This is a genomic window from Streptomyces sp. NPDC001507 (genome assembly GCF_042894765.1).
Lineage (GTDB): Bacteria > Actinomycetota > Actinomycetes > Streptomycetales > Streptomycetaceae > Streptomyces.
This window is the reverse complement of sequence record NZ_JBIAVV010000001.1, coordinates 493,065-514,435: the sequence shown is the minus strand read 5'-3', so window position 1 is coordinate 514,435 and position 21,371 is coordinate 493,065. Positions and strand designations below refer to the sequence as shown.

At 73.6% G+C, this 21,371-nt stretch carries 20 protein-coding genes; 6 read left to right on the top strand and 14 right to left on the bottom strand.

Annotated elements, in window-relative coordinates; all coding sequences use genetic code 11:
• Positions 1-54: 54 nt before the first annotated feature.
• The 6 genes from ACFY0K_RS02420 to ACFY0K_RS02395 are packed head-to-tail and all read right to left on the bottom strand — an operon-like array spanning position 55 to position 3,792.
• Positions 55-1,818 (bottom strand): complex I subunit 5 family protein, encoded by a 1,764-nt coding sequence (locus ACFY0K_RS02420; RefSeq protein WP_390638216.1) that lies wholly within the window; start codon positions 1,816-1,818, stop codon positions 55-57.
• Positions 1,818-2,168, bottom strand: coding sequence for a sodium:proton antiporter (locus tag ACFY0K_RS02415; protein ID WP_351955753.1), 351 nt, complete (start codon positions 2,166-2,168; stop codon positions 1,818-1,820). Before ACFY0K_RS02415 ends, ACFY0K_RS02420 begins: the two co-directional genes overlap by 1 nt.
• Before the next feature lie 8 nt (positions 2,169-2,176).
• Positions 2,177-2,917 (bottom strand): MnhB domain-containing protein, encoded by a 741-nt coding sequence (locus ACFY0K_RS02410; protein WP_390638215.1) that lies wholly within the window; start codon positions 2,915-2,917, stop codon positions 2,177-2,179.
• On the bottom strand, positions 2,914-3,168 hold the full coding sequence (locus ACFY0K_RS02405) for a hydrogenase subunit MbhD domain-containing protein (RefSeq protein WP_351955194.1): 255 nt from the start codon (positions 3,166-3,168) through the stop codon (positions 2,914-2,916). Before ACFY0K_RS02405 ends, ACFY0K_RS02410 begins: the two co-directional genes overlap by 4 nt.
• Positions 3,161-3,613 (bottom strand): MrpF/PhaF family protein, encoded by a 453-nt coding sequence (locus tag ACFY0K_RS02400; protein ID WP_382721567.1) that lies wholly within the window; start codon positions 3,611-3,613, stop codon positions 3,161-3,163. Before ACFY0K_RS02400 ends, ACFY0K_RS02405 begins: the two co-directional genes overlap by 8 nt.
• Complete coding sequence (locus tag ACFY0K_RS02395) at positions 3,610-3,792, bottom strand: hypothetical protein (protein WP_390638214.1); 183 nt, start codon at positions 3,790-3,792, stop codon at positions 3,610-3,612. Before ACFY0K_RS02395 ends, ACFY0K_RS02400 begins: the two co-directional genes overlap by 4 nt.
• A 465-nt stretch (positions 3,793-4,257) precedes the next feature.
• Between ACFY0K_RS02395 and ACFY0K_RS02390 the strand changes: the two genes are divergently transcribed.
• A complete protein-coding gene (locus tag ACFY0K_RS02390; protein WP_390638838.1) occupies positions 4,258-4,818 on the top strand; it encodes a VanZ family protein in 561 nt (186 codons plus the stop codon).
• A gap of 166 nt (positions 4,819-4,984) precedes the next feature.
• Positions 4,985-6,229, top strand: a complete 1,245-nt coding sequence (locus ACFY0K_RS02385) for a ricin-type beta-trefoil lectin domain protein (RefSeq protein ID WP_390638213.1) — start codon at positions 4,985-4,987, stop codon at positions 6,227-6,229.
• Positions 6,230-6,245: 16 nt separating this feature from the next.
• On the opposite strand, the gene ACFY0K_RS02380 is transcribed toward ACFY0K_RS02385, so the two are convergent.
• Positions 6,246-6,503, bottom strand: a complete 258-nt coding sequence (locus tag ACFY0K_RS02380; RefSeq protein WP_351955198.1) for a hypothetical protein — start codon at positions 6,501-6,503, stop codon at positions 6,246-6,248.
• Positions 6,504-6,570: 67 nt separating this feature from the next.
• Here ACFY0K_RS02380 and ACFY0K_RS02375 point away from each other — a divergent pair, with 67 nt between their 5' ends.
• The 3 genes from ACFY0K_RS02375 (at position 6,571) to ACFY0K_RS02365 (ending at position 9,586) form a co-directional block, all read left to right on the top strand.
• A complete protein-coding gene (locus ACFY0K_RS02375) occupies positions 6,571-7,608 on the top strand; it encodes a PHP domain-containing protein (protein WP_390638212.1) in 1,038 nt (345 codons plus the stop codon).
• Between the two features lie 49 nt (positions 7,609-7,657).
• Complete coding sequence (locus ACFY0K_RS02370; protein ID WP_390638211.1) at positions 7,658-8,320, top strand: HAD family hydrolase; 663 nt, start codon at positions 7,658-7,660, stop codon at positions 8,318-8,320.
• A 303-nt stretch (positions 8,321-8,623) separates the two neighbouring features.
• Positions 8,624-9,586 (top strand): SDR family NAD(P)-dependent oxidoreductase, encoded by a 963-nt coding sequence (locus ACFY0K_RS02365; RefSeq protein ID WP_390638210.1) that lies wholly within the window; start codon positions 8,624-8,626, stop codon positions 9,584-9,586.
• Positions 9,587-9,598: 12 nt separating this feature from the next.
• On the opposite strand, the gene nrfD is transcribed toward ACFY0K_RS02365, so the two are convergent.
• From nrfD to ACFY0K_RS02335, 6 genes are all read right to left on the bottom strand, one after another.
• On the bottom strand, positions 9,599-10,552 hold the full coding sequence (gene nrfD / locus ACFY0K_RS02360; RefSeq protein WP_388599007.1) for an NrfD/PsrC family molybdoenzyme membrane anchor subunit: 954 nt from the start codon (positions 10,550-10,552) through the stop codon (positions 9,599-9,601).
• Positions 10,549-11,421 carry a 4Fe-4S dicluster domain-containing protein gene (locus ACFY0K_RS02355; protein WP_390638209.1) on the bottom strand — a complete coding sequence of 291 codons (873 nt, stop codon included), beginning with the start codon at positions 11,419-11,421 and terminating at the stop codon, positions 10,549-10,551. Before ACFY0K_RS02355 ends, nrfD begins: the two co-directional genes overlap by 4 nt.
• Positions 11,418-14,663: a formate dehydrogenase gene (gene fdh, locus ACFY0K_RS02350; protein WP_390638208.1), complete on the bottom strand. Its 3,246-nt coding sequence runs from the start codon at positions 14,661-14,663 to the stop codon at positions 11,418-11,420. The genes ACFY0K_RS02355 and fdh overlap by 4 nt, the downstream gene beginning before the upstream one ends.
• A 26-nt stretch (positions 14,664-14,689) precedes the next feature.
• The gene (locus ACFY0K_RS02345; RefSeq protein WP_390638207.1) at positions 14,690-14,920 is read right to left on the bottom strand and encodes a hypothetical protein; all 231 of its coding nucleotides are present in this window, start codon (positions 14,918-14,920) and stop codon (positions 14,690-14,692) included.
• 96 nt (positions 14,921-15,016) lie between these two features.
• Complete coding sequence (locus ACFY0K_RS02340; RefSeq protein ID WP_390638206.1) at positions 15,017-16,306, bottom strand: ROK family protein; 1,290 nt, start codon at positions 16,304-16,306, stop codon at positions 15,017-15,019.
• A 221-nt stretch (positions 16,307-16,527) separates the two neighbouring features.
• Positions 16,528-19,677, bottom strand: coding sequence for a bifunctional cytochrome P450/NADPH--P450 reductase (locus tag ACFY0K_RS02335; protein WP_390638205.1), 3,150 nt, complete (start codon positions 19,675-19,677; stop codon positions 16,528-16,530).
• 191 nt (positions 19,678-19,868) lie between these two features.
• Here ACFY0K_RS02335 and ACFY0K_RS02330 point away from each other — a divergent pair, with 191 nt between their 5' ends.
• Positions 19,869-20,498 carry a PAS domain S-box protein gene (locus ACFY0K_RS02330; RefSeq protein WP_390638837.1) on the top strand — a complete coding sequence of 210 codons (630 nt, stop codon included), beginning with the start codon at positions 19,869-19,871 and terminating at the stop codon, positions 20,496-20,498.
• Here the strand turns inward: ACFY0K_RS02330 and ACFY0K_RS02325 are convergent.
• Positions 20,444-21,352 (bottom strand): DUF3626 domain-containing protein, encoded by a 909-nt coding sequence (locus ACFY0K_RS02325; protein WP_390638204.1) that lies wholly within the window; start codon positions 21,350-21,352, stop codon positions 20,444-20,446. The two genes, ACFY0K_RS02330 and ACFY0K_RS02325, sit on opposite strands and share 55 nt — an antisense overlap.
• Positions 21,353-21,371 lie beyond the last annotated feature (19 nt).

Below are 21,371 nucleotides of genomic sequence, written 5' to 3'. Positions count from 1 at the left end.
GCGCGAAAACGCCGCTCGGCGCCGGATGAACAGCCCGGCGACCGGCCGGGCTGTTCATCCGCCCAGCACCCCAGGCGCCGCCAGCGCACCGAGCGCGGCGGCGCCGACCAGCAGCCAGGCCACGTAGTCCCCGACGTGCCCGGACTGCAGGCGGCGCACCGGAAGCGCCCGGCCCTGCGCCACGAGCAGGCCGGGCCGGGCGACCGCGAGGGCGGCCAGGCCGAGGGCCAGCAGGGTGGAGAGGCAGCCCAGCAGGACCCCGGCCGCCGTCCAGTGCACGGCGGCGGCCGGAGCACCGCCGGAACCGGCCCGGGCCACGGCGCGCGCCACCACCCCGGTGAAGCCCGGGGCGAGACCGACGGCGAGGGCCCCGGCCAGCAGCACCGCGGGGACGACGGTCATCGTGTCCGGGATCCGGCCGAGCCGGCCCTCGGTCTCCGGCTCCTCCCCGGACCCGGTGGTCTCGTAGGCGTCACCCCGCGGCGGCCTGTCCCCGAGGCCGAGGAATACCCGGGCCGCGACGCGCAGCACCGCGCCCGCCGTCACCGCCGACACGACGACGTAGAGCACGGTCAGCGGGGCACCCACCGCCTCCTCGGCGACCGACTTGCCGAGCCCGGTGCCGAACGGCGGCAGCCCCGCGAGCGCCAGCCCGCCGAGCCCGAACAGCAGGCCCACCGTGCGCAGTTCCCGGGCCCGGCCGTGCAGCGCGCGTTCGTCGACGTTGCCGTAGCGGTCCAGGAGGACGCCCGCGCAGGCGAACAGCGCCGCCTTCACCCCGGCGTGCCCGAGGAGGTACAGGGCGATGCCGGCGTCGCCCTCGGGGGTGAGGACACCCAGGCCGACGAGGAACAGGCCGGTGTGCGCGATCGTGGAGAAGGCGAGCAGCCGCTTGATGTGCCGCTGGTGCCAGCACATGAACGCGCCGAGCGCGGCCGTGCCCACCCCGAGGACGACCAGCGCCCGCTCCAGGTCGGCCGCCGGGATGCCGCCGGGCCCGGCGAAGACCGTGCCGTACACCCGCCAGACGCCGTAGGCGCCGAGTTCGACCATGACCCCGGACAGCAGCATGCACACCGGGGTGGGGGCCACCGCGTGGGCGTCGGGGAGCCAGAAGTGGAAGGGGGCGGCGGCCGCCTTGACCAGCAGCGCGGTGAGCACCAGGACGAAGGCGGCGAGGACCAGGGCGTCCGGGCGGCCGTGCGCGTCCAGGCCGCGGCCGATCTTCGTCATGGACAGTTCGCCGGTGCGGGCGTAGAGCAGGCCGATGCCCGTCAGCATGGCGTACGCGCCCAGGGAGTTGACCACGCCGAAGGTGAGCGCGCCCTGGACGGCCTTCGGCTCGTCGATGCGGTAGCCGGTCAGCGCGTAGGCGACGACGCTCATCAGCTCGAAGAACACGAAGGCGTTGAACAGGTCGCCCGCGATCGCGAACCCGCACATCCCGGCCTGGAAGACCAGCATCAGCGCCGGGTACGAACCCGCGTGCCGGGTCGGCGGCTCCGCGAAGTAGCGCCAGGAGTACGCCAGGGCGGCCAGCGTCAGCAGGGAGACCAGGGCGGCCATGCCGAGGGCCGGTCCGTCGCCGGTCAGCACGATCCCGACGCTCTCGCCGCCGACCGGCCGCCAGCCGCCCACCCACTCGGTCAGCGGCGGGGCGGAGTTCAGCAGCAGGACCAGGGCGAGGGCGCAGGTCGCCGCGCAGACCGCGCAGGCGAAGCTCTCGGCCGCGAGCCGGGGCAGCCGGCGGCCGCCGGCGACCAGCAGGGTGGCGCCGAGCACCGGGACGGCCACGAGCAAGGGCAGCAGGTGGTGCATCAGCCGCGCAGCTCCGTCAGTTCGTCGGGATCGACGGTGCCGTGCCGCTTGGCGATCTGCAGGACCAGCGCCAGCAGCAGCGCGGTGACGGTCGCGCCGACCACCACGTCGGTGAGGGCGAGGGCCTGCACGACGGGGTCGACGAGCGGCCGGGTGCCGGGCCTGAGGTCGGAGAAGACGGGTGCGGTACCGCCGTCGCGGTAGCCGACCGCGAGCAGCAGGACGTACGTCGACGACTGGCAGACGGCGAGGCAGCCGACGGCGTGGATCAGGTTCCGGCTGGTGGCGAGGCCGTAGCAGCCCGTCAGGAAGATCCAGACGGCCACCAGATAGGGGAAGACGTGCAGCACGGCGGGGCTCAACTCCCGTTCTCCTCCTCGATCTCGACGGCCTGGTCGAGGAAGCGGGCGAGCAGGACGACGACCGCGCTCGCCACCTCCATGCCGATGGCCGCGTTCAGCAGGGGGACCAGTCCGCCGGAGGACAGCGTGTTGAACGTGCCGTACGGCAGGAGGGTGTTGGCGAGGAAGGCGGTGCCGGCCAGCACCCCGGCGAGGCCCAGCACCACGAAGGAGCAGGCGGCGAGGGAGTCGGTGACCTCGAAGACGCCGATCGGGCGGACGCGTTCCAGGGCGCGGTAGTCGGCGCCGAGGTACAGCAGGTGCAGTGCGGTCGCGGCGACGACCCCGCCCTGGAAGCCGCCGCCGGGGCTGAGCTGGCCGTGCGCGATCACGTACAGGCCGGTGACCAGGGCGACGGGCGCCACCAGGAGGGCGTAGCGGCGTACCGGCCGGGCGACTTCGGCGGGGAGCGGGGCGGCGCGGTGCTCGTCCTGGGCCTGGCGCAGCAGGACCACGCAGCCGAGGACGGCGGCGAACAGGATGCTCATCTCGCCGAGGGTGTCGTAGGCCCGCTGGTCGAAGTTGACGGAGGAGATGACGTTGGCGGTGTGCCGGACGAGGGAGGCGCGCACCGCGCGTTCGCCGTACGGGTGGCCGCGCCGGCCGAACGCGGGCAGGTCGAGACAGGCGGCGACCAGCAGCGTGCCGAGTCCCACGCCGCCGACGGCCAGGAGCCAGAGCCTCAGCCGCCGGCTCATGTGTCGTCCTGCTTTCCGCGCCGCTTCACCTTGCGGACCGACAGCATGATCAGCAGCGGGGTGAGCGCCGAGCCGACGGCGAGTTGCGACAGGCCGACGTCGGGGGCCTGGAGCACGGTGAACACCACGCCGAGCAGCAGTCCGAGAACGGCGAGGACCAGGGCCTGGCGGGCCGGGTCGCGGGTCGCCACGGCCGCGGTCGCCGAGGCCGCGGTCAGCAGCAGCGCGACGACGATCACCGCGTCAGCCACCGCGCACCCCCCGGAAGCCGCCCGACAGCGCGCGGGAGGCGACCACGTTCCCACCGATCAGCAGCGCCCCGATCACCAGGAGCTTCACCATCGCCCGGCCGGGTCCGGCGACCGCGCACAGCACGAGCACGACGACCGCGCCGACCCCGGCCGCCGTCCAGGTCAGCCCCCAGGCGGCGGGCCGGTCGCCCGCCAGGTCGTCGGCGAGCAGCCGGGCGAAGACCAGGGTGCCGACCGGGCCCAGCAGGGCCAGCAGCAGCGCGAGATCGACGTAGGAGGTGCGGCCGTAGCCCTGGGCGAGGAGCAGCAGGCTGGGGCAGACCGCCGTGGTGGAGAGGTTCTGGGCGATCACGCGGCGGCTCAGCGGTCCGGTGGCCACGCCCCACAGGGCCGCGCCCCCGCCCGCGGCCAGCAGTACGGTCGCCGCGAGGATCCAGCCGTTCACCGCCAGCTCACCGCCCGCCGCCCGGCGCGGGCCAGCAGGGCGCCGACGGCCGCCGCGCTCGCGCCGACGACCCGCTCCAGGGTGTCGACGGTGCTGATGAAAACCAGCCAGAGCAGGGCCAGTACGACCCACCACGCCAGCAGCTCGGCGGCGGCGACAAGCGCCGTACGCCCGGTCATACGCCGCCTCCTCGAGCCGTCGTGCGGCGAGATGTCCGCTTCGCCGCTTCTGCTATCCAAGCACCGCTCCGGGCGGCCGGAGCGGCGGCACGCGGGAACGCTGCCGGAGTACCCGGGGAGCGTGGACGGAAACCGGCGGTGTGCCCCGGGCGCCGCCGGGAGGCGGGCATCTTGGGGCGCTTCGCGGGTAACAGCGCTACCACGCCGCCAAGTTCACGAGTGGAGGACCGGATGGCCAGCGCCGCCTCGCGCCTGCGTACCGCCAAGGGCGACCCGATCAAGGGGTCGGAGAAGGGCAGAAGCCCCGGCAGGAGCGCCGGGCTGTTCGAACGGGCCGCGGGCCTGGTGAAGGCCCGTCGCCCCGCGGCGGGGGCCACCACGGACAAGGGCGGCACTGCGAAGCCGGCGGCCACCGGCAAGCGGAGCGGCACGGCCAAGAAGGGCACCACGGGGAGCAGGGGCGCCATCGGCTGGGCCCGCGGCTTCGGCAGGAGGAGCGCCGCCCCGGGAAAGGCACCCGGCAAGTCGTCCGCCAAAGCCTCCGCCAAGTCCGGCGCCGACGAGCGCCGTCCGCTCCCCCTCCCCCTGCGCCTGCTGGCCATGATGTGCGCCTTCGTCGTGATGGTGGCGTTCGCGGTCGTCCTGGCCAAGCTGACGCTCGATCCGTCCCCCGCGTCGGTGTCGATCGCGCACACCAATCTGCACCCCGGCGCCACGCTCAGGATCTATCTGGACCAGCCCGCGTTCCGTGACGCGGTGAAGCAGATCGGCGGCAACATCCTGCTCGGCGTCCCGTTCGGGGTCCTCGTGCCGGTCCTCGCGCCCGGCGCCCGGGGCGTGTTCCGGGTGCTGCTGCTCACTGCGATCGTGATGCTGCTGGTGGAGATGGCGCAGGGCGCGCTGGTCACCGGCCGGGCCTTCGACGTGGACGATGTCATCCTCAACACCACGGGGGCGCTGGTGGGTTGGGTGCTGCTGGGCCGCCGGCTCGGTCGCGCGGTGCACGCCCGCAGGCGCAAGGCGTGACGGCGGTGCGGGCGTCCTGTTCCAGCCATCAGGTCGTCCTGTACTGGTCCGTACCAAGGTATTGACGCACCACTTATCTCACTCCTTAAATCAACAGGCGTAACCCCTACCCCCCACCCCGGCCGGACGCCTACCCGCGCCCGGCCGCCGTACGGAAGGGAGCGCCATGGCCTCGCCACGACTGCTCCGCAGATGTCTCTTCGCTGCCCTGTCCGCCGCCGCCCTGGTCGGGTCCGTCGCGGTCGGTCCCGCGCACCGGGCCGAGGCCGCCGACGCGAGCGCGGCCGCCACGACCTTCTCCGACAACTTCGACGGGGCCGCCGGTTCGCCGGTCGACTCCTCCAAGTGGACGCTGGAGACCGGCGACAACGTCAACAACCACGAGCGCGAGTACTACACCTCGGGCACCAACAACGCGGCCCTCGACGGCCAGGGGCACCTGGTCATCACGGCCAAGAAGGAGAACCCCGCCAACTACCAGTGCTGGTACGGCACCTGCCAGTACACCTCGGCCCGGATGAACACCTCCGGGAAGTTCAGCGCACAGTACGGGCACGTCGAGGCGCGGATGAAGATCCCGCGCGGGCAGGGCATGTGGCCGGCCTTCTGGATGCTCGGCACCGACATCGGGTCGGTCGGTTGGCCGAACTCCGGTGAGATCGACGTGATGGAGAACGTCGGTTACGAGCCGTCGACCGTGCACGGCACCATCCACGGTCCCGGCTACTCCGGCTCGAACGGGATAGGCGCGGCCTACTCGCTGCCGAACGGCCAGGCCTTCGCGGACGGCTTCCACACCTTCGCGGTCGACTGGGCACCCAACTCGATCAAGTGGTCGGTCGACGGCACCGTCTACGAGACCCGGACCCCCGCCGACGTGGGCGGCAACACCTGGGCGTTCAACAAGCCGTTCTTCCTGATCCTGAACCTGGCCGTGGGCGGCTACTGGCCGGGCGACCCGGACAGCTCGACCGCCTTCCCGGCGCAGCTGGTCGTGGACTCGGTGTCGGTGACGACCAGTGACAGCGCCACCGGGGTCGCGATCAAGGGCCTGGCCGGCAAGTGCGTGGACGTGGCCGGGGCGAACACCGCCAACGGCACGCCCGTCGACCTCTACGACTGCAACGGCACCGCCGCGCAGCAGTGGACCGTCGGCAGCGACGGCACCATCCGCGCGCTCGGCAAGTGCCTGGACGTCACCGGCGGCGGCACGGCGGACGGCACGACCGTCCAGCTCTACGACTGCAACGGCACGGCCGCCCAGAAGTGGGCCGTGTCCTCGGCGCACGACATCGTGAACCCACAGGCGAACAAGTGCCTGGACGTCACCGGCAACAACTCGGCCAACGGCACCCGGCTGCAGATCTGGACCTGCTCGGGCGGCGCCAACCAGAAGTGGACGGTCGGCTGAGCGCGGCGCGCGCCGGCTAGCGGCGTGCCGGGCGGGGCGTCCAGGTGAACTTGTCCCCGCCCACCCAGCGGACCACGTCCGGGTCGTCCAGGTCGTGGACCTGGATCCCGAAGGACGCGGCCACCTCCAGTACGTCCGTGACGGTGCGCGCCTGGCAGACCACCTCCCCGTCGATCTCCACGATGCGGAAGGGCGGGGTGCCGGGCCGGCCGGTCATGACCCCGAGCACCAGGATCCGCGGCTGGGAGATGTACGGGCTCGCTATCTCGGTCATGCAATCGAGGGTAGATCTCCTGGGGCGGAAGTGACCGGCCTGAGTCACCCTGACGGTGGAGGTGGCCATGGATCCCGTCGAGGCGCTGGAACGCATCGCCTTCCTGCTGGAACGGTCACTGGCGCCCACCTACCGGGTCCGCGCGTTCCGCACCGCCGCAAGGGTTCTGGCCGCTCTGCCCGCCGGCGAGGTCGCCGCGCGGGCGCGGGCCGGCACCCTGGAGTCGCTGCGCGGCGTGGGCCCGAAGACCGCCCAGGTGGTCCAGGAGGCGCTGGCCGGAGATTTGCCCGGATATTTGCGCAGACTTGAGGAAGAAACGGGCAAACCCGCGGTCGGCCCCGGGTCCGGGCTGCGGGAGCTGCTGCGCGGGGACTGCCACCTGCACTCGGACTGGTCCGACGGCGGCAGCCCGATCGAGGAGATGGGCCGCACCGCGGCGGCCCTCGGGCACGACTGGGCGGTCCTCACCGACCACTCCCCCAGGCTCACCGTGGCGCGCGGGCTGTCCCCGGAGCGGCTGCGCGAGCAGCTGGCCGTGGTGGCCCGGCTCAACGCCTCCTGGGCGCCGTTCCGGCTGCTCACCGGCATCGAGTGCGACATCCTGGAGGACGGCTCGCTGGACCAGGAGCCGGAGCTGCTGGAGCGGCTCGACGTGGTCGTCGTCTCGGTCCACTCCAAGCTGCGGATGGACGCCCGCTCGATGACCCGGCGCATGGTGGCCGCCGTCCGCGACCCGCACGCCGACGTCCTCGGCCACTGCACGGGCCGCCTGGTCACCGGGCGGGGGCGGCCGGAGTCCGAGTTCGACGCGGACGAGGTGTTCGCCGCCTGCGCCGAGTCCGGTACGGCCGTGGAGATCAACAGCCGCCCCGAGCGGCTCGACCCGCCCCGCCGGCTGCTGCGCCGTGCCGTCGGCGCCGGGGTGCTCCTCGCGGTCGACACCGACGCCCACGCCCCCGGCCAGCTCGACTGGCAGATCCTCGGCTGCGCCCGGGCCGAGGAGTGCGCGGTGCCCGCCGACCGGGTGGTGACCACCTGGTCCGCGGAGGAGCTGCTGGCCTGGACCCGCGAGGGACGGGTCCCGGCACGCGTGACCGGCGCCTGACGCGGTACCCGGTACCCAAGGGCCGTACGACAGGAAGGGGCGCCGAGCGATGCAGCGGGCTGCCGTGTTCGACGTCGACGGGACCCTCGTCGACACCAACCACCTGCACGTCACGACCTGGTGGGAGGCCTTCAGACAGGCCGGCCACGAGGTCACCATGAACGCCGTGCACCACTCCGTCGGGCTCGGCTCGGGCGACCTGATCGCCCATCTCCTGGGCGAGGACCGCGACAAGAGCCAGGACGACGGTCTCAGCGCCGCGCACACCGCGCTGTACGGGCAGTTCTTCGACCGGCTCGCCCCGCTGCCGGGCGCCGGCGAGCTGCTGCGGCGCCTGCACCGGGACGGCTGGCGGGTGGTGCTGGCCACCTCGGCGAGCGGCCCCGAGCTGGCCGCGCTGCGCCGCGCGATGGACGCCGACGACGCGATCGACGCCACCGCGAGCGCCGACGACGTGGCCCGCGGCAAACCGGCGCCGGAGCCGGTGGAGCACGCCCTGGAGCTGGCCGGGGTGCCGGCGGACCGGGCGGTGTTCGTCGGGGACACGGTGTGGGACATGCGGGCGGGCACCAAGGCCGGGGTGCGCTGTGTGGGGGTGCTGTGCGGCGGGATACCGCGCTCGGACCTGGTGGCCGCCGGGGCGGAGGAGATCTACGCCGACCCCGCCGACCTGCTCGGTTCGCTGGCGGACAGCCCGCTGGCCACGGAGTGACACGCGTCACGTGCGGCTCCGGAACACCCAGGGGTGGTTGTCCGTTGAACCAGCCGTGGGTGCGGATGGGACAGTGTCCCCGGGCCTCACCTTTTGCCCACAGGGACGATCGTTCGGCTGAAGCCCTGTGGAGCGTTTCGCCGAGAGGCGACCGCCATCCGTGCCCACCACCTGACCGCCCCGGCCGCGAATCCCCCGTCGCGACCGGGGCTTTCCCCTGTTCGGGACCGCTCGGGACCGCTCCGGCCGCCCCGGGAACACGCGCTTGACTTCGAGCGCACTCCAATTCGTAGCGTTCGGGTCATGAGCGCTACGACACCTCAGCACAAGATCGGTTCCGGCTTCGGCGCGGACAGCACGGCCGACGAGGTCCTGGCCGGGCTCGACCTCGGCGGCCGGCTCGCGATCGTCACCGGCGGCTACTCCGGGATCGGGCTGGAGACCACCCGGGCCCTCACCAGGGCCGGCGCCCACGTCGTCGTCCCCGCACGGCGCGCCGAGACCGCGCGGGAGGCGCTGACCGGGCTCGACGGGGTCGAGGTGGACGAACTCGACCTCGGTGACCTGGAGAGCGTGCGCGGCTTCGCGGAGCGGTTCCTGGCCTCCGGGCGGACCGTCGACTTCATGATCGGCAGCGCCGGGATCATGGCCTGCCCGGAGACCCGGGTCGGACCCGGCTGGGAGGCCCAGTTCGCCACCAACCACCTCGGGCACTTCGCCCTCGTCAACCGGCTCTGGCCGGCCCTCGCGCCCGGCGGCGCCCGGGTCGTGTCGGTCTCCTCGCGCGCCCACCACTTCTCCGGGATGCGCTGGGACGACGTCCAGTGGCGCCGCGGCTACGACAAGTGGGAGGCGTACGGCCAGGCCAAGACCGCGAACGTGCTGTTCGCCGTGCACCTCGACCGGCTGGGCCGGGACTCGGGCGTACGCGCCTTCGCCCTGCACCCGGGCGGCATCATGACCCCGCTCCAGCGGCACATCCCCCTCGCGGAGAAGATCGAGCGCGGCTGGACGGACGAGCAGGGCAACGTGCTGGAGGTCGCGGGCCTGAAGACACCCGAGCAGGGTGCGGCCACCCAGACCTGGGCGGCCACCTCCGCGCAGCTGGCGGACCTGGGCGGGGTGTACCTGGAGGACTGCGACGTCGCCGAACCCGCCGTCGAGGGCGAGCCGACCGGCGTGAAGGCCTGGGCCGTCGACCCGGAGCAGGCCGCCCGGCTGTGGGACCTGTCGGCCGAGCTGACGGGCGTGAACGCGTTCGCCTGAGCACCTGCCGGGTCAGGCGGCTCCGGCGCGCTCCCGCTGCGGGACCACCGTGTACTTCGGGTCCTCCGCCGACGCCACGCCCGCCGCGAACACGCCGAACCGCGTGCATGCAGAACCGGCCAGCAGCGCGAGCCCCGAGGCGGCCGCGGGCACCCGCCGGCCGCCGAGCAGGACGGCTCCGAGCGCACCGCCCACGGTGAGGTACCGCGCGGCCCGCAGCAGGGTCCCGGCGCGCCCTTCCTGCCAGGTCTCGGCGACCAGGCCCAGCCGCCGCTCGGCCGCCCGCTCCACCGCCGCGTCGGCCAGCGCCGCCAGCCCGGCGGCACAGCGCGCCGGCGCGTTCTCCCGGGCGGGCCCCGTCACCAGGGCCATGCCGGCCGCCGCGGCCGTGGCCGACGCGGCGAACAGGTACGGCAGTTCACGGTGGGCACCGTGCCAGGCGGGTACGGCGGTGTCGGCGGCCAGCACCGCGGTGTACGTGGCGACCGCCGGTCCCAGCAGCCCCGCCGCGCCGGTCGCCGCGCCCCCGAGCCGCGGCAGCCGGCCGCTGACGGCGCTGGCGGCGGCCGCACCCGCCGCGGGCCCGTAGGCCCCGAGCAGCCAGGAACCCATGCTCATCGGCGAGGTGGGCTTGAACACCCGCAGCATGTTCGCGAACCGGCCCGGCCTGCCCAGGTCATGGATGAGCGCGGCGGCCGACAGCGACACGGCGGCGAGCGACGACACCTTCAGCGCCCTGGCGGTCGTGGTACGGCCGGTCAGGTGCGCGCCGGCCGCGAGGACCGACCCGGCGCCGGCCAGCCCGCCGAGGAAGAAGTACCCGGCGATGTCGGGGGCGGCCCAGGACGGCGGCTTGATGATGGGGCGGCCGTAGTAGGAGCCGAACTCGGCCCGTGGCACGACCGGTTGCTCACCCCGGCCGCCCCGGCCACGCCGCCTGCGGCCGCCGCGCTCCGGCTCGCTCATCGCCCGCCCCTTCCTGCCGACTTTCCTGCCGCGGCCACGGCCGCGAAGCAGGCGGCCGCACCGCCCAGCAGGGACAGGGCGGCGACGCCCGCGTGCTTCCACATGGCGGGCAGGTCACGGGTGGTGACCACGGGGGCCGGGGGCAGTCCGTACACCTCGGGTTCGTCCAGCAGCAGGAAGAACGCGCCGTCGCCGCCGACCCCGTCGTCCGGGTCGTGGCCGTACAGCCGGGCGTCGGTGACGCCCTGTTCGTGCAGCTGGTCGACGCGCAGGGCGGCCCGCTCGCGGAGTTCGTCGAGGGGGCCGAACTGGATGGACTCGGTCGGGCAGGCTTTGGCGCAGGCCGGTTCCTGTCCCGCGCCGAGCCGGTCGTAGCACAGGGTGCACTTGAACACCCGCCCGTCGGAGGGGCGTTGCTCGATGACGCCGTAGGGGCAGGCGGACACGCAGTAGCCGCAGCCGTTGCAGATGTCCTCCTGGACGACGACCGTGCCGAACTCGGTGCGGAACAGCGCACCGGTGGGGCACACGTCGAGGCAGGCGGCGTGGGTGCAGTGCTTGCACACGTCGGAGGACATCAGCCAGCGCAGGTCGCCGCCGCCGTCACCGCCGCCGCCGTCACCGCCACCGTTGTCCGGTCCGCCGTCCACCAGCGGGAGTTGGGTACGGCCGTCCGGGCGTGGCTGTTCGATGAAGGCCACGTGCCGCCAGGTGGAGGCGCCGAGCGCCCCGGTGTTGTCGTACGACATGCCCGTCAGGGAGAGGCCGTCCTCGGGGATGGCGTTCCACTCCTTGCAGGCGACCTCGCAGGCCTTGCAGCCGATGCAGACGGAGGTGTCGGTGAAGAACCCGACGCGGTCCTCGGTCACTTGCGCACCTCCGTTCCGGTGGCCGCGGTGATGCCGGCCCGCCTGCGGTACTCGGCGACCAGCTTCGGCAGGTCGGGCCCGCGAGGGCGGCGGCCGGCCATGATGTCGGCGGAGAGCGCCTTGTCCTCCTGGATGTGGGCGTTGGGGTCGAGGGCGATGGACACCAGCTCGTTGGCCGCGTCGCCCCGCGCGACGCCGTTCGGCCCCCAGTGGAAGGGCAGGCCGATCTGGTGGACGGTGCGGCCCTGGACGCGCAGCGGCCGGATGCGGTCCGTGACCAGGACCCGGGCCTCGACGGCGTTGCGGGCGGTGACGATCGTGGCCCAGCCGCCGTTCTCCAGGCCGCGTTCGCGGGCCAGGGCGGGCGAGACCTCGCAGAAGAACTCCGGCTGCAGTTCGGAGAGGTACTCCGACCAGCGGCTCATGCCGCCCGCCGTGAAGTGCTCGGTGAGCCGGTGCGTGGTCACGACGTACGGGAAGACCTCGGCGCCCTTCTCGTCCCCGCTCGGGTGGTAGCGGTTGCCCTCGCGGGGCAGCAGCTGACGCACCGGGCTGCGCGGGGTGGAGGGGTAGAGGGCGTTGGGGAACGGGGAGTCCTGGGGTTCGTAGTGGGTGGGCAGCGGGCCGTCCTCCAGACCGGCCGGCGTGTAGAGCCACCCCTTGCCGTCGGCCTGCATGATGAACGGGTCGTCGCCGCGCAGTGCGGCCACGCCCTCGGCGTCCTCGCCGGGCTCGTAGCCGGGCGGCCGGTCGGGGACGAAGTCCGGGACGTCCCGGCCGGTCCACTTCCCCTCCTCCGGGTCCCACCAGAGGTACTTCTTGCGTTCGCTCCACGGGGTGCCGTCGGGGGCGGCGGAGGCGCGGTTGTAGAGGATGCGACGGTTGGCCGGCCAGGCCCAGGCCCATTCGGCGGCCACCCAGTCCTGCTCCCACTCGGGCTTCCTGCGGGCGGCCTGGTTGACGCCGTCCGCGTAGACACCGCAGTAGATCCAGCAGCCGCAGCGGGTGGAGCCGTCGTCCTTCAGCTGGGTGTAGGCGCTCAGCGGCGCACCGTCCGGACCGTGGCCGTTGATCTCGGCGAGCACGGCGTCGGCGACCGGCTCGTCCAGCTCGCCGCTGACCGGGTAGTCCCAGGCCAGGTCGAGGATCGGCCGGTCCATGGGGTCGGTGGAGCCGGCCAGCTTCTCCCGGATGCGGCGGCCCAGGTGGTACATGAACCACAGGTCGCTGCGGGCGTCGCCCTCGGGTTCGACCGCCGTGTGGTGCCACTGCACCCACCGGTTGGTGTTGGTGAAGGAGCCGGACTTCTCGGTGTGGGCGGCCGCCGGGAAGAAGAACACCTCGGTGCCGATGTCCTCGCTGCGCAGCTCGCCGGTCTCGATCTCCGGGCCGTCCTTCCACCAGGTCGCCGACTCGATGAGGGAGAAGTCCCGGACCACCAGCCACTCCAGGTTGGCCATGCCGAGCCGCTGGAGGCGGGTGTTGGCGGAGCCGACGGCCGGGTTCTCGCCCATGAGGAAGTAGCCCTTGCACACGCCGTCGAGCTGGGCCATGACCGTGTCGTAGGTGGAGTGCGAGCCGGTCAGCCTGGGGAGGTGGTCGAAGCAGAAGTCGTTCTCGGGGGTGGCCGCGTCGCCGTAGTACGCCTTGAGGAGACTCACGGCGTAGGCCCGCATGTTCGACCAGAAGCCCTTCCCCGTGCGGCTCGCCTCGATGAAGTTGTCCAGGTTCATGTCCTCGTGGGCGTGCGGCATCGGGATGTAGCCGGGCAGCAGGTTGAAGAGGGTGGGGATGTCGCTGGAGCCCTGGATGGAGGCGTGGCCGCGCAGCGCCTGGATGCCGCCGCCGGGGCGGCCGATATTGCCGAGCAGCAGCTGCAGGACGCACGCGGCGCGGATGAACTGGCTGCCGGTGGAGTGCTGGGTCCAGCCGACGGCGTAGCAGAAGGCGCTGGTGCGGTCGGGGCCCGAGTTCTCGGTCAGGGCGTCGCAGACCTGCCGGAAGGTCTCGCGCGGGATCCCGCAGACGTTCTCCACCATCTCGGGGGTGTAGCGGGCGTAGTGGCGCTTGAGGACCTGGTAGACGCAGCGCGGGTGCTGGAGCGTCTCGTCGGTGGGAGCCCGGTGACCGGTGCGGGCGCCGCCGGAGCCGTGTGCCTCGGCGCCCGCGGACTTGCGGGTGCGGTCCTCGTACTGCTCGTCGGCCTCGCCCGTCGGCTGCTGCACCTCGACGCCCTCGTACTGCCAGCTGCGCGGGTCGTAGTGGGCCTTCTCCTCGTCGAGGCCGGAGAAGACGCCGTCGAGGTCCTCGGTGTCCCGGAAGTCCTCGCCGACCAGGGTGGCCGCGTTGGTGTACTTCAGGACGTACTCGCGGAAGTCCTTCTCCTCGGTCAGGACGTGGTTGATGATCCCGCCGAGGAAGGCGATGTCGGTGCCGGCGCGGATCGGGACGTACAGGTCGGCGAGGGCGCTGGTGCGGTTGAAGCGGGGGTCGACGTCGATGATCGTGGCGCCGCGCAGCTTGGCCTCCATCACCCACTGGAAGCCGACCGGGTGGCACTCGGCGAAGTTGGAGCCCTCGATGACGATGCAGTCGGCGTGCTGGAGGTCCTGCATGAAGGTGGTGGCGCCGCCGCGGCCGAAGGAGGTGCCGAGCCCGGCGACGGTGGAGCTGTGGCAGACCCGGGCCTGGTTCTCCACCTGGACCACGCCGAGGCCGGTCAGCAGCTTCTTGATGAGGTAGTTCTCCTCGTTGTCGAGGGTCGCGCCGCCGAGACTGGCGATGCCCATGGTGCGGGCGGTGCGCATGCCCTCGTACTCCCACTCCCAGGTCTCGCGCCGGGTGCGGATCACGCGGTCGGCGACCATGTCCATGGCCGTGTCCAAGTCGAGGGGCTCCCAGTCGGTGCCGTGCGGGCGCCGGTACAGGACCTGGTGCTCGCGGGCGGGTCCGGTGGTGAGCTGGAGGGTGGCCGAGCCCTTGGGGCACAGGCGGCCGCGGCTGACCGGGGAGGCCGGGTCACCCTCGATCTGGACGACCTTCTCGTCCCGGACGTAGATCTGCTGGCCGCAGCCGACCGCGCAGTACGGGCACACCGACTGCACGACTCGTTCGGCGGTCTCGGTGCGGGGGCGCAGGTTCCCGGTGTGCGGCGACTTGGCGGCCGCGCCCCGGCCGGTGCGGTCGGGGCCGGTGAGCTGGCGGTAGACGGGCCAGGAGCGGAGTCGGTCGGCGAGGGTCATGTGCGTTCCTCCCAGTTGCCTCGGCCTCAGGCCGACGGCTCGTCGGGGACCGGGCTCTCGGGGTGCACCGAACCCGAGCGCGGGGTGCCGTCGGGGCCGGCGCCGGCCTCGTCGGGGTCGGGGAGGTCGGGCTCGGGACGGTCGCCGCGGTCCTCGGGCCGTGTGCTGTCCGCCGCCTCCCACGGGTCCTGGCCGGAACCGGCCTGCTGGTCCGGCAGGTCCCGGGGCACCGGCTTGCCGTCCTGCTTCTCGCCCACGGCGTACTCCCCTCGCGTCGTTCCGCCACCTTCCTGGCGACGGGCGAGTACCGCGGCGGAGCCGGGCGAAACGTGGGACCGGCGGGGCGCGTGAGGTCAGCGGGGGCTGCGTTCCTCCAGGGCCGCGCGCCAGGCGGGGAGGCGGTCCTCGGTCGCCGGTTCCGCGCGGCGGCCGCCGCGGCTGAAGAAGTCGGCGAGGGGGAGGATCGCGGCGCCGACGGTGACCGCGTCCGGGCCCAGCCGGCCGAGGTCGATGGTGACCTGCTCGGCGGGGTGGCGCAGCGCGTATGTGGTCGCGTACCGGCGTACGGCGGGCAGGAAGCGGGCACCGAGCTGGAGGCCAGCCCAGCCGCCGATCAGGATGCGCTCGGGCTGGAAGAGGTTGATCAGGTCGGAGAGACCGGCGCCCAGGTACTCGGCGGTCTCCTCGAGGACGGCGAGCGCGACCGGGTCGGCCTCGGTGCCCTCGGAGGGGTAGGCCGCGGCGAGCATCGCGGTGAGCGCGCTCTCCTCGTCGATGCCCTCGTCGGGCCGGCCGCCCTCCTCGCGCCAGCGGGCGAGCAACGACTCGGCGCCGGCGTACGCCTCCAGGCAGCCGAGCGCGCCACAGCGGCAGCGGCGGCCCCGCACCCGTACGGTCAGGTGTCCCCATTCGACCGCCCGGCCGTTCTCCACGTCGGCGGTGACCAGGCAGGCGCCGACACCGGAGCCGAAGAGCACCACGACCGCGTTGTCCGCGCCGCGCCCGGCGCCGAACCACATCTCGGCCTGGCCCAGGGTCTTCGCGCCGTTGTCGATGAAGTACCGCACGGAGTCCGGGAGCCGGCAGCCGGAGCGGAGCAGTTCCTCCAGCGGGACGGCGTCCCAGCCGATGGTCTGGCCGTGCACGACGGCGCCCCGGTCCTCGGTGTGCTCGATGATGCCGGGGACGCCGACGCCGACACCGAGGAGCAGTTCGGGCGAGGCGCCCTCGGTGGCGAGGACCTCGTCGATACCGTCCCGGATGTGGCCGACGATCACCCCGACGTCGTAGCCCTGCTGCTCCAGGGGGCGCTCGACACGGGCCAGTTCGGTGAGGTTGAGGTCGAACAGCTCGACCCGGACCCGGGTCTCGCCCACGTCCACGCCGATCATGTGACCGCTGCGCGGGGCGACGCGCAGCAGGGTGCGGGGGCGGCCGCCGTCGGAGTCGACGCTGCCGGCCTCCTCGACCAGGCCGTCGGCGACCAGGTCGGCGACCACGTTGCTCACCGAGCCGGAGCTCAGGCCCGTGGCCGGGCCCAGCTCGAAGCGGCTGAGGGGGCCGTCGAAGTAGAGCCGCTGCAGTACGGCCGTGCGGTTGGCCCGTCTGAGGTCGCGTACCGTGCGCCCGTTCCGCCCCGCCATGTGGCTCCGCTCCCTTCACGAACCCTGCCCGACCTGCAACATACTCCTTCGGGGGGCCGGAAGCGATATTTTCCCAACCCTTAGTTCACGCTGTGAGCTAAGGAGGGGTTGATGCCGGGTCGCACCGTGCTGGGGGAGATCGTACGCGGGCGGGAGGTTCGTCGTGGTCGCTCGCGCAGTTCCCCGCACCCCTCACGGGGCGCTGCGGGCGGCGGCGCCGATCAGCTCGACGCGTATACATCCTCCACAAAGCGGCCGTCCGCCACCAGGGAGTTGAGCCATTCGTCGGGATTTTCCCCGGGGACGCGGTCCCGGAACATCGTGCGGAACGCCTCCCGGACCCCCGGGGCCATTCGGCTGCCGTCGCCGCAGACGTACACCCGGGCGCCCTCCGCCAGCAGCGCCCACACCTCGTCCGCCTCGGCGGCGATGCGGTGCTGGACGAAGGTGCCCGCCGTACTGAAGGCCGGGCGCAGGGAGACGGCGCCGGCCGCCTGCGCGGCGTGCAGCTCCTCGGCGTGCAGGTAGTCGGCCTCGGCCGCGTCGCAGCCGAAGTAGCAGAGGGCGGGCCGGAGCCGGGTGCCCTCCGCGAGGGCCGCGGTGCGGTCGGCGATGGCGCCGCGGAAGGGGGCCAGGCCGGTACCGGCCGCGATCATGACGACCGGCGCGGTGTCGTCGATGCGGAAGGCCTCACGGCAGGGCTGGACGCGGGCGTACACCGTGTCGCCGGGACGCAGGGTGGTCAGGTGGCCGGAGCCGGTGCCGCGGTAGGTGCCCTTGCCGGAGCGCGCGGGGCCCTCCAGGAGGGAGATCATCAGGTCGGCGTGGCGGGGGTCGGCGGCCGGGGACGAGGAGATCGAGTAGTGCCGGGGCTGCAGGGGGGTGAGGAGGTCCAGGAGGCCGGCCCAGTCGAGGGCACCGCGCAGGGCGGGGTGGTCCTCGATGATCTCGACAAGGGTGCGCGGGTCGTCGCGCAGGGCGGCGAGGGCGGCCCGCTCCGGCGGGCAGGGGTTCGCCGCGGCCAGGAGGGACAGCTGGCGGGAGTTCGGCCGCTCCTGCAACTCGACGTGGTGGGTGAGGAGTTGGCGGGCGGTGAGCGGGCGGTCGACGGCGAGGCCGTCGCGGCGCGGGCGGGTGGCGCGGATGTCGAGGACGGTGTCGGGGTCGGCGCCGAGGGCGGTGAGCGCGCGGTCGACCAGCGCCGGATCGTTGGCGGGGAGAACGGTGAGGTGGTCGGCGGTGCGGTAGGTGACGTCCTCGGGCAGGGCGATCCGCAAAAAGCGCTTGGTGCGGCTGTAGCCCGGAGCGGTGAGGTCGTACGCCTCGGTGACGGTCATGGGGGACAGTCCGTGACGCTCGGCGAGGGTGTCGAGGGGGCCGCCGGTCAGGGTGCGGACCTCGTACGCGGCGGTGGGCTCCGGCGTGGGAACGGCATCGGGGTCGCCGTAGTGCTCCAGCAGGGCGGTGCGCAGCCGGGCGGTGAACTCGCGGACCGTGCCGCCGAGGTCGCCCGAGGCGTCGGCGGCGGCGCGGTCGAGCAGGCGGGTGGCGCCGAGTTCGGCGAGCCGGGCGTCGACGCGGGTCGGGAAGTGCTGGTAGGTCGCGGCCCAGTTGCGGTCGCCGACGCCGAGGACGGCGTAGGTCACTCCGGTGAGGTCGGGGGCGCCGTCGAGCCAGGCGGCGAAGGCGGTCGCGTCGTCGGTGGGGCGGCCGTTGTAGGAGGCGGCGGTGATGACGACGGGGCGGTCGGCGGGGAGTCCGGTGGCGTATGCGTCCAGGGGCGCCACCTCGGTGGCGCAGCCGATCTCGCCCGCCTCGTCGGCGAGCCGGGCGGCGAATCCGCGGCAGGTGCCGTAGTTGCTGCCGTGCAGGAGGAGGGCACCGGTGCCGGAGCGGACCCGGGGCGGGAGGGCGGCCGTCGTGTGCGGGGCGTGCCCGGCCGTCGCCCGGGCCCCCGGCAGGGGCTGGTGGACGCGGTCGGCGGGGGTGCGCGGGGTGAGGGTCAGGGTGAAGCCCTCGGGCTTGAGGGTGAGGGTCTCCTTGACGCTGAGCGAGTAGTCCGCGTGATCGTGCGGCCGGTAGCGGTGCACCAGCATGGCCAGCAGCATGGTCGCCTCGTGGAGGGCGAACTGCCGCCCGATGCAGGCACGTTCACCGGTACCGAACGGCTTGAAGGCGTGCACCGGGCGGGCCGCCTCGGCCTCCGGGGTGAACCGGGAGGGGTCGAACAGCTCGGGGTTGTCGCCCCAGACCGGCTGGCGGTGCAGCATCGGGGCCAGCACGGTGACGGCCTGTCCGGCCCGCAGCGGGATCCGGCCGCCGAGGAGGGTGTCCTCCAGGGCGTGCCGGCCGAACGCGGCGGCGGTCGGCCACAGCCGCAGCGCCTCGTTGAGGACCTGCCGGGTGTACGCCAGGCGGCCGACCTCGTCGTAGGTCGGCTCCGGGTCGGCGGTGTCGCCCCACAGGGCGTCGGCCTCGCGCTGCACCAGCTGCAGCGCGGTGGGGTGCTTGGCCAGGTAGTACAGGGCGAAGGACATCGCGCCGGAGGTGGTCTCGTGGCCCGCGATGAGGAAGGTGATGACCTGGTTGCGGATGTTGGCGCGGTCCAGGGTGGTGCCGTCCTCGGGGTGCCGGGCGGAGAGCATGAGGCCCAGCAGGTCCTCGGCCGTGCTCTGGTCGGCGCCGGTGCGGGCGGCGATGACGTCGTCGACGACCCGGGCGAGGTAGCCGGCGTCGTCGCGGAAGGCCGCGTCGGCCGCCGAGTGGTCGGTGCCGGGCCGGCGGGCCAGCCGGGTCATGCTCCACTCCAGGCAGCGGACCATGGACTCGACGAACGGGTGGGGTTCGGCACGCCCGAAGGAGCCGAAGTCGTAGCCGAAGCCGGCCAGGCCGATGGTGTCGAGGGTCATCCGGGTCATGTCGTCCGGCACGTCGACGGGGCGGCCGTCGCGGGCGGCCCGGTCCCAGGACTCGATGAGCCGGCGGGCGACCTTCACCATCACCGGGTGGTAGGTGCGCATCGAGCCGAGGGCGAAGGCGGGCATCAGGATGTCGTGCGCCTTGGCCCAGTTGGGCTCGTCGTTGTACGCGGTGAACAGCCCGTCGGCGGCGAAGGCGCGGACGTTCTCCAGGGCGGGTCCGACGTGCTTGGCGAAGCGCTGCTCGTTGGCGAGTTCGGCGACCAGGTCGGCGTCGGCGACGAACAGGGTGTCCCGCCCGTGCAGCCGTCGTACGAGGACCGGTCCGTGCTCCCGCATCAGGTTCATGACCTGCTGGATCGGGGTGCGGCCGGGGCCGGTGGCGGTGATGTCGACGACGGGGACGCCGGGCAGGGCGGGTGCGGGGTCGGGGTGCGGCGCGGTGGGGGGCATGGCGCGACAACTGCCTTTCGCGGTACGGAAAGTCCTGTGATCCAGCGTGGTCCCGCCCGGGTGGGACCCGGCGCCGTCGTACTACACGATCGTGCAGTGGAACGTGTCCGTCGGCTCTTGCGCGGGACCGGTGAAGTTGCCTCTGGCCTCGGTGGTCGCCTTGGATGAAGCCGAAGGGAGCTGACGTGGGCGTGAAGGCGGGCGGGCTCGACGGCGTGGTGTGGCGCAATCGCGCCCTGACGCTGTTCGACCGGGTGGCGGTGCCGGTCGCGGTGTGCGACGTGTACGGGCTGGTCGTGCTGGCCAACCCGGCGATGGCCGCCGAGTGCGGCACGACACCGGGGCGGCTGCGCGGCCGGGACGAGCTGGAGCTGTTCCGTCCGCAGGAGGAGGCCCAGGTGGAACGGATCGCCGAGGCGCTGCGGCTGCGGCACCGCTCGCGGTACCAGGTGTCGGTACGGTGGCGGTCGTCCGGCGGGGCCGAGCGGTACGGGGAGCTGACGGCCGACCCGGTGAGCGAGGCGGTGGGCGAGACGCCGTCGCTGCTGGTGATGTTGCGGGTGGACGGTGAGCGCGAGATGGCGCGGGCCGAGCCTCCACGGGTCACGCCGGTCGAGGGGCGGGTGCTGGCGCTGCTGGCCGGGGGCGCGACCACCGAGCGGGCCGCCCGTGAGCTGGGCCTGACCAGGGACGGCGTCACCTACCACCTGCGCCGTGTTTCGGCCCGCTGGGACGCGGCCAACCGCACCGAACTGGTCGCCCGCGCCTACGCCTTGGGCGTGCTCAGGCCGGGTGTCTGGCCGCCCGCCCCGGCCGAGTAGGCCGTACCCGCGCCTGGCGGGGCACCGAAGCGGGCCAGCGTGTGCCAGACCATCTTCAGGTCCTGGACGGCGTACCGGCCGGTGCGGGCCGCGGTGCCGATGATCCGGGGGTCGACCACGCCCTTCTCCGCGATCGCGGCGCCGAGTTCGGCGTACTCGGGGCCCCGGTAGCCGGCGTGCCGGCGCAGTTCGGGCACGGTGAGCCGGTAGCCGGGGTGCCATTCGACCGGGAAGGGCAGCCGGCGGGCGGCGGCCGCCACGGGCGTGTCGCGGTAGCAGGCGTCCAGGACCAGGGCCTCGACGTCCCGGTCGAGCCGTACCCCGCCGTGCACCTGGGCCTCGACGTAGTCGTCGAGGGCGTCCCGCCGGCCGGCCTCGGCCAGGGCGAGCAGGTGGGTGCCGGCGGCCACGCCGAAGTCCGTGGGCTCGGCCGCGCTGTCGGGGTAGCAGAAGGTGGCTCGCTGAAGGGCGCGTCCGGTCAGGCGGAGATACGAGGAACCGAACCGGGGGGCCGCGCCTACCGCCTGGCGGCGGAAGTCCAGCGCCCCGTACACCGGCCGCTCGGCCGGGTGTGCGTCGTCGTAGGTCCCGCCGAAGATCCGGCTCTCCCAGCGCCGGCGGTCGCCGCCGGGGTGCGCGGTGAGCCCGCCGTTGCTGGTGCCGGTGACGAACTGGGAGTGGTAGGCGCCGTCCCGGGCGAGCGCCTCCAGGACCGGCAGGCCGGACGAGAGCCGGTCGGGGTGGAAGTTCAGGGTGATGCGCAGACCGGGGTCGAGGGGCGGTCCCGAGGACAGCGCGGCGACATGGCGCAGCGCGGCCGCGCCCCGCGCCGTGGCGGGGTCCGTGAGTTCCATCGGGTTCCCCCTGTGACCG

Excerpts from the sequence above, each read along its gene's own strand:
- ACFY0K_RS02420 (WP_390638216.1), bottom strand. The coding sequence starts at position 1,818 with ATGCACCACCTGCTGCCCTTGCTCGTGGCCGTCCCGGTGCTCGGCGCC.
- ACFY0K_RS02410 (WP_390638215.1), bottom strand. The coding sequence starts at position 2,917 with ATGAGCCGGCGGCTGAGGCTCTGGCTCCTGGCCGTCGGCGGCGTGGGA.
- ACFY0K_RS02395 (WP_390638214.1), bottom strand. The coding sequence starts at position 3,792 with ATGACCGGGCGTACGGCGCTTGTCGCCGCCGCCGAGCTGCTGGCGTGG.
- ACFY0K_RS02385 (WP_390638213.1), top strand. The coding sequence starts at position 4,985 with ATGGCCTCGCCACGACTGCTCCGCAGATGTCTCTTCGCTGCCCTGTCC.
- ACFY0K_RS02380 (WP_351955198.1), bottom strand. The coding sequence starts at position 6,503 with ATGACCGAGATAGCGAGCCCGTACATCTCCCAGCCGCGGATCCTGGTG.
- ACFY0K_RS02375 (WP_390638212.1), top strand. The coding sequence starts at position 6,571 with ATGGATCCCGTCGAGGCGCTGGAACGCATCGCCTTCCTGCTGGAACGG.
- ACFY0K_RS02370 (WP_390638211.1), top strand. The coding sequence starts at position 7,658 with ATGCAGCGGGCTGCCGTGTTCGACGTCGACGGGACCCTCGTCGACACC.
- ACFY0K_RS02365 (WP_390638210.1), top strand. The coding sequence starts at position 8,624 with ATGAGCGCTACGACACCTCAGCACAAGATCGGTTCCGGCTTCGGCGCG.
- nrfD (WP_388599007.1), bottom strand. The coding sequence starts at position 10,552 with ATGAGCGAGCCGGAGCGCGGCGGCCGCAGGCGGCGTGGCCGGGGCGGC.
- fdh (WP_390638208.1), bottom strand. The coding sequence starts at position 14,663 with ATGACCCTCGCCGACCGACTCCGCTCCTGGCCCGTCTACCGCCAGCTC.
- ACFY0K_RS02340 (WP_390638206.1), bottom strand. The coding sequence starts at position 16,306 with ATGGCGGGGCGGAACGGGCGCACGGTACGCGACCTCAGACGGGCCAAC.
- ACFY0K_RS02335 (WP_390638205.1), bottom strand. The coding sequence starts at position 19,677 with ATGCCCCCCACCGCGCCGCACCCCGACCCCGCACCCGCCCTGCCCGGC.
- ACFY0K_RS02325 (WP_390638204.1), bottom strand. The coding sequence starts at position 21,352 with ATGGAACTCACGGACCCCGCCACGGCGCGGGGCGCGGCCGCGCTGCGC.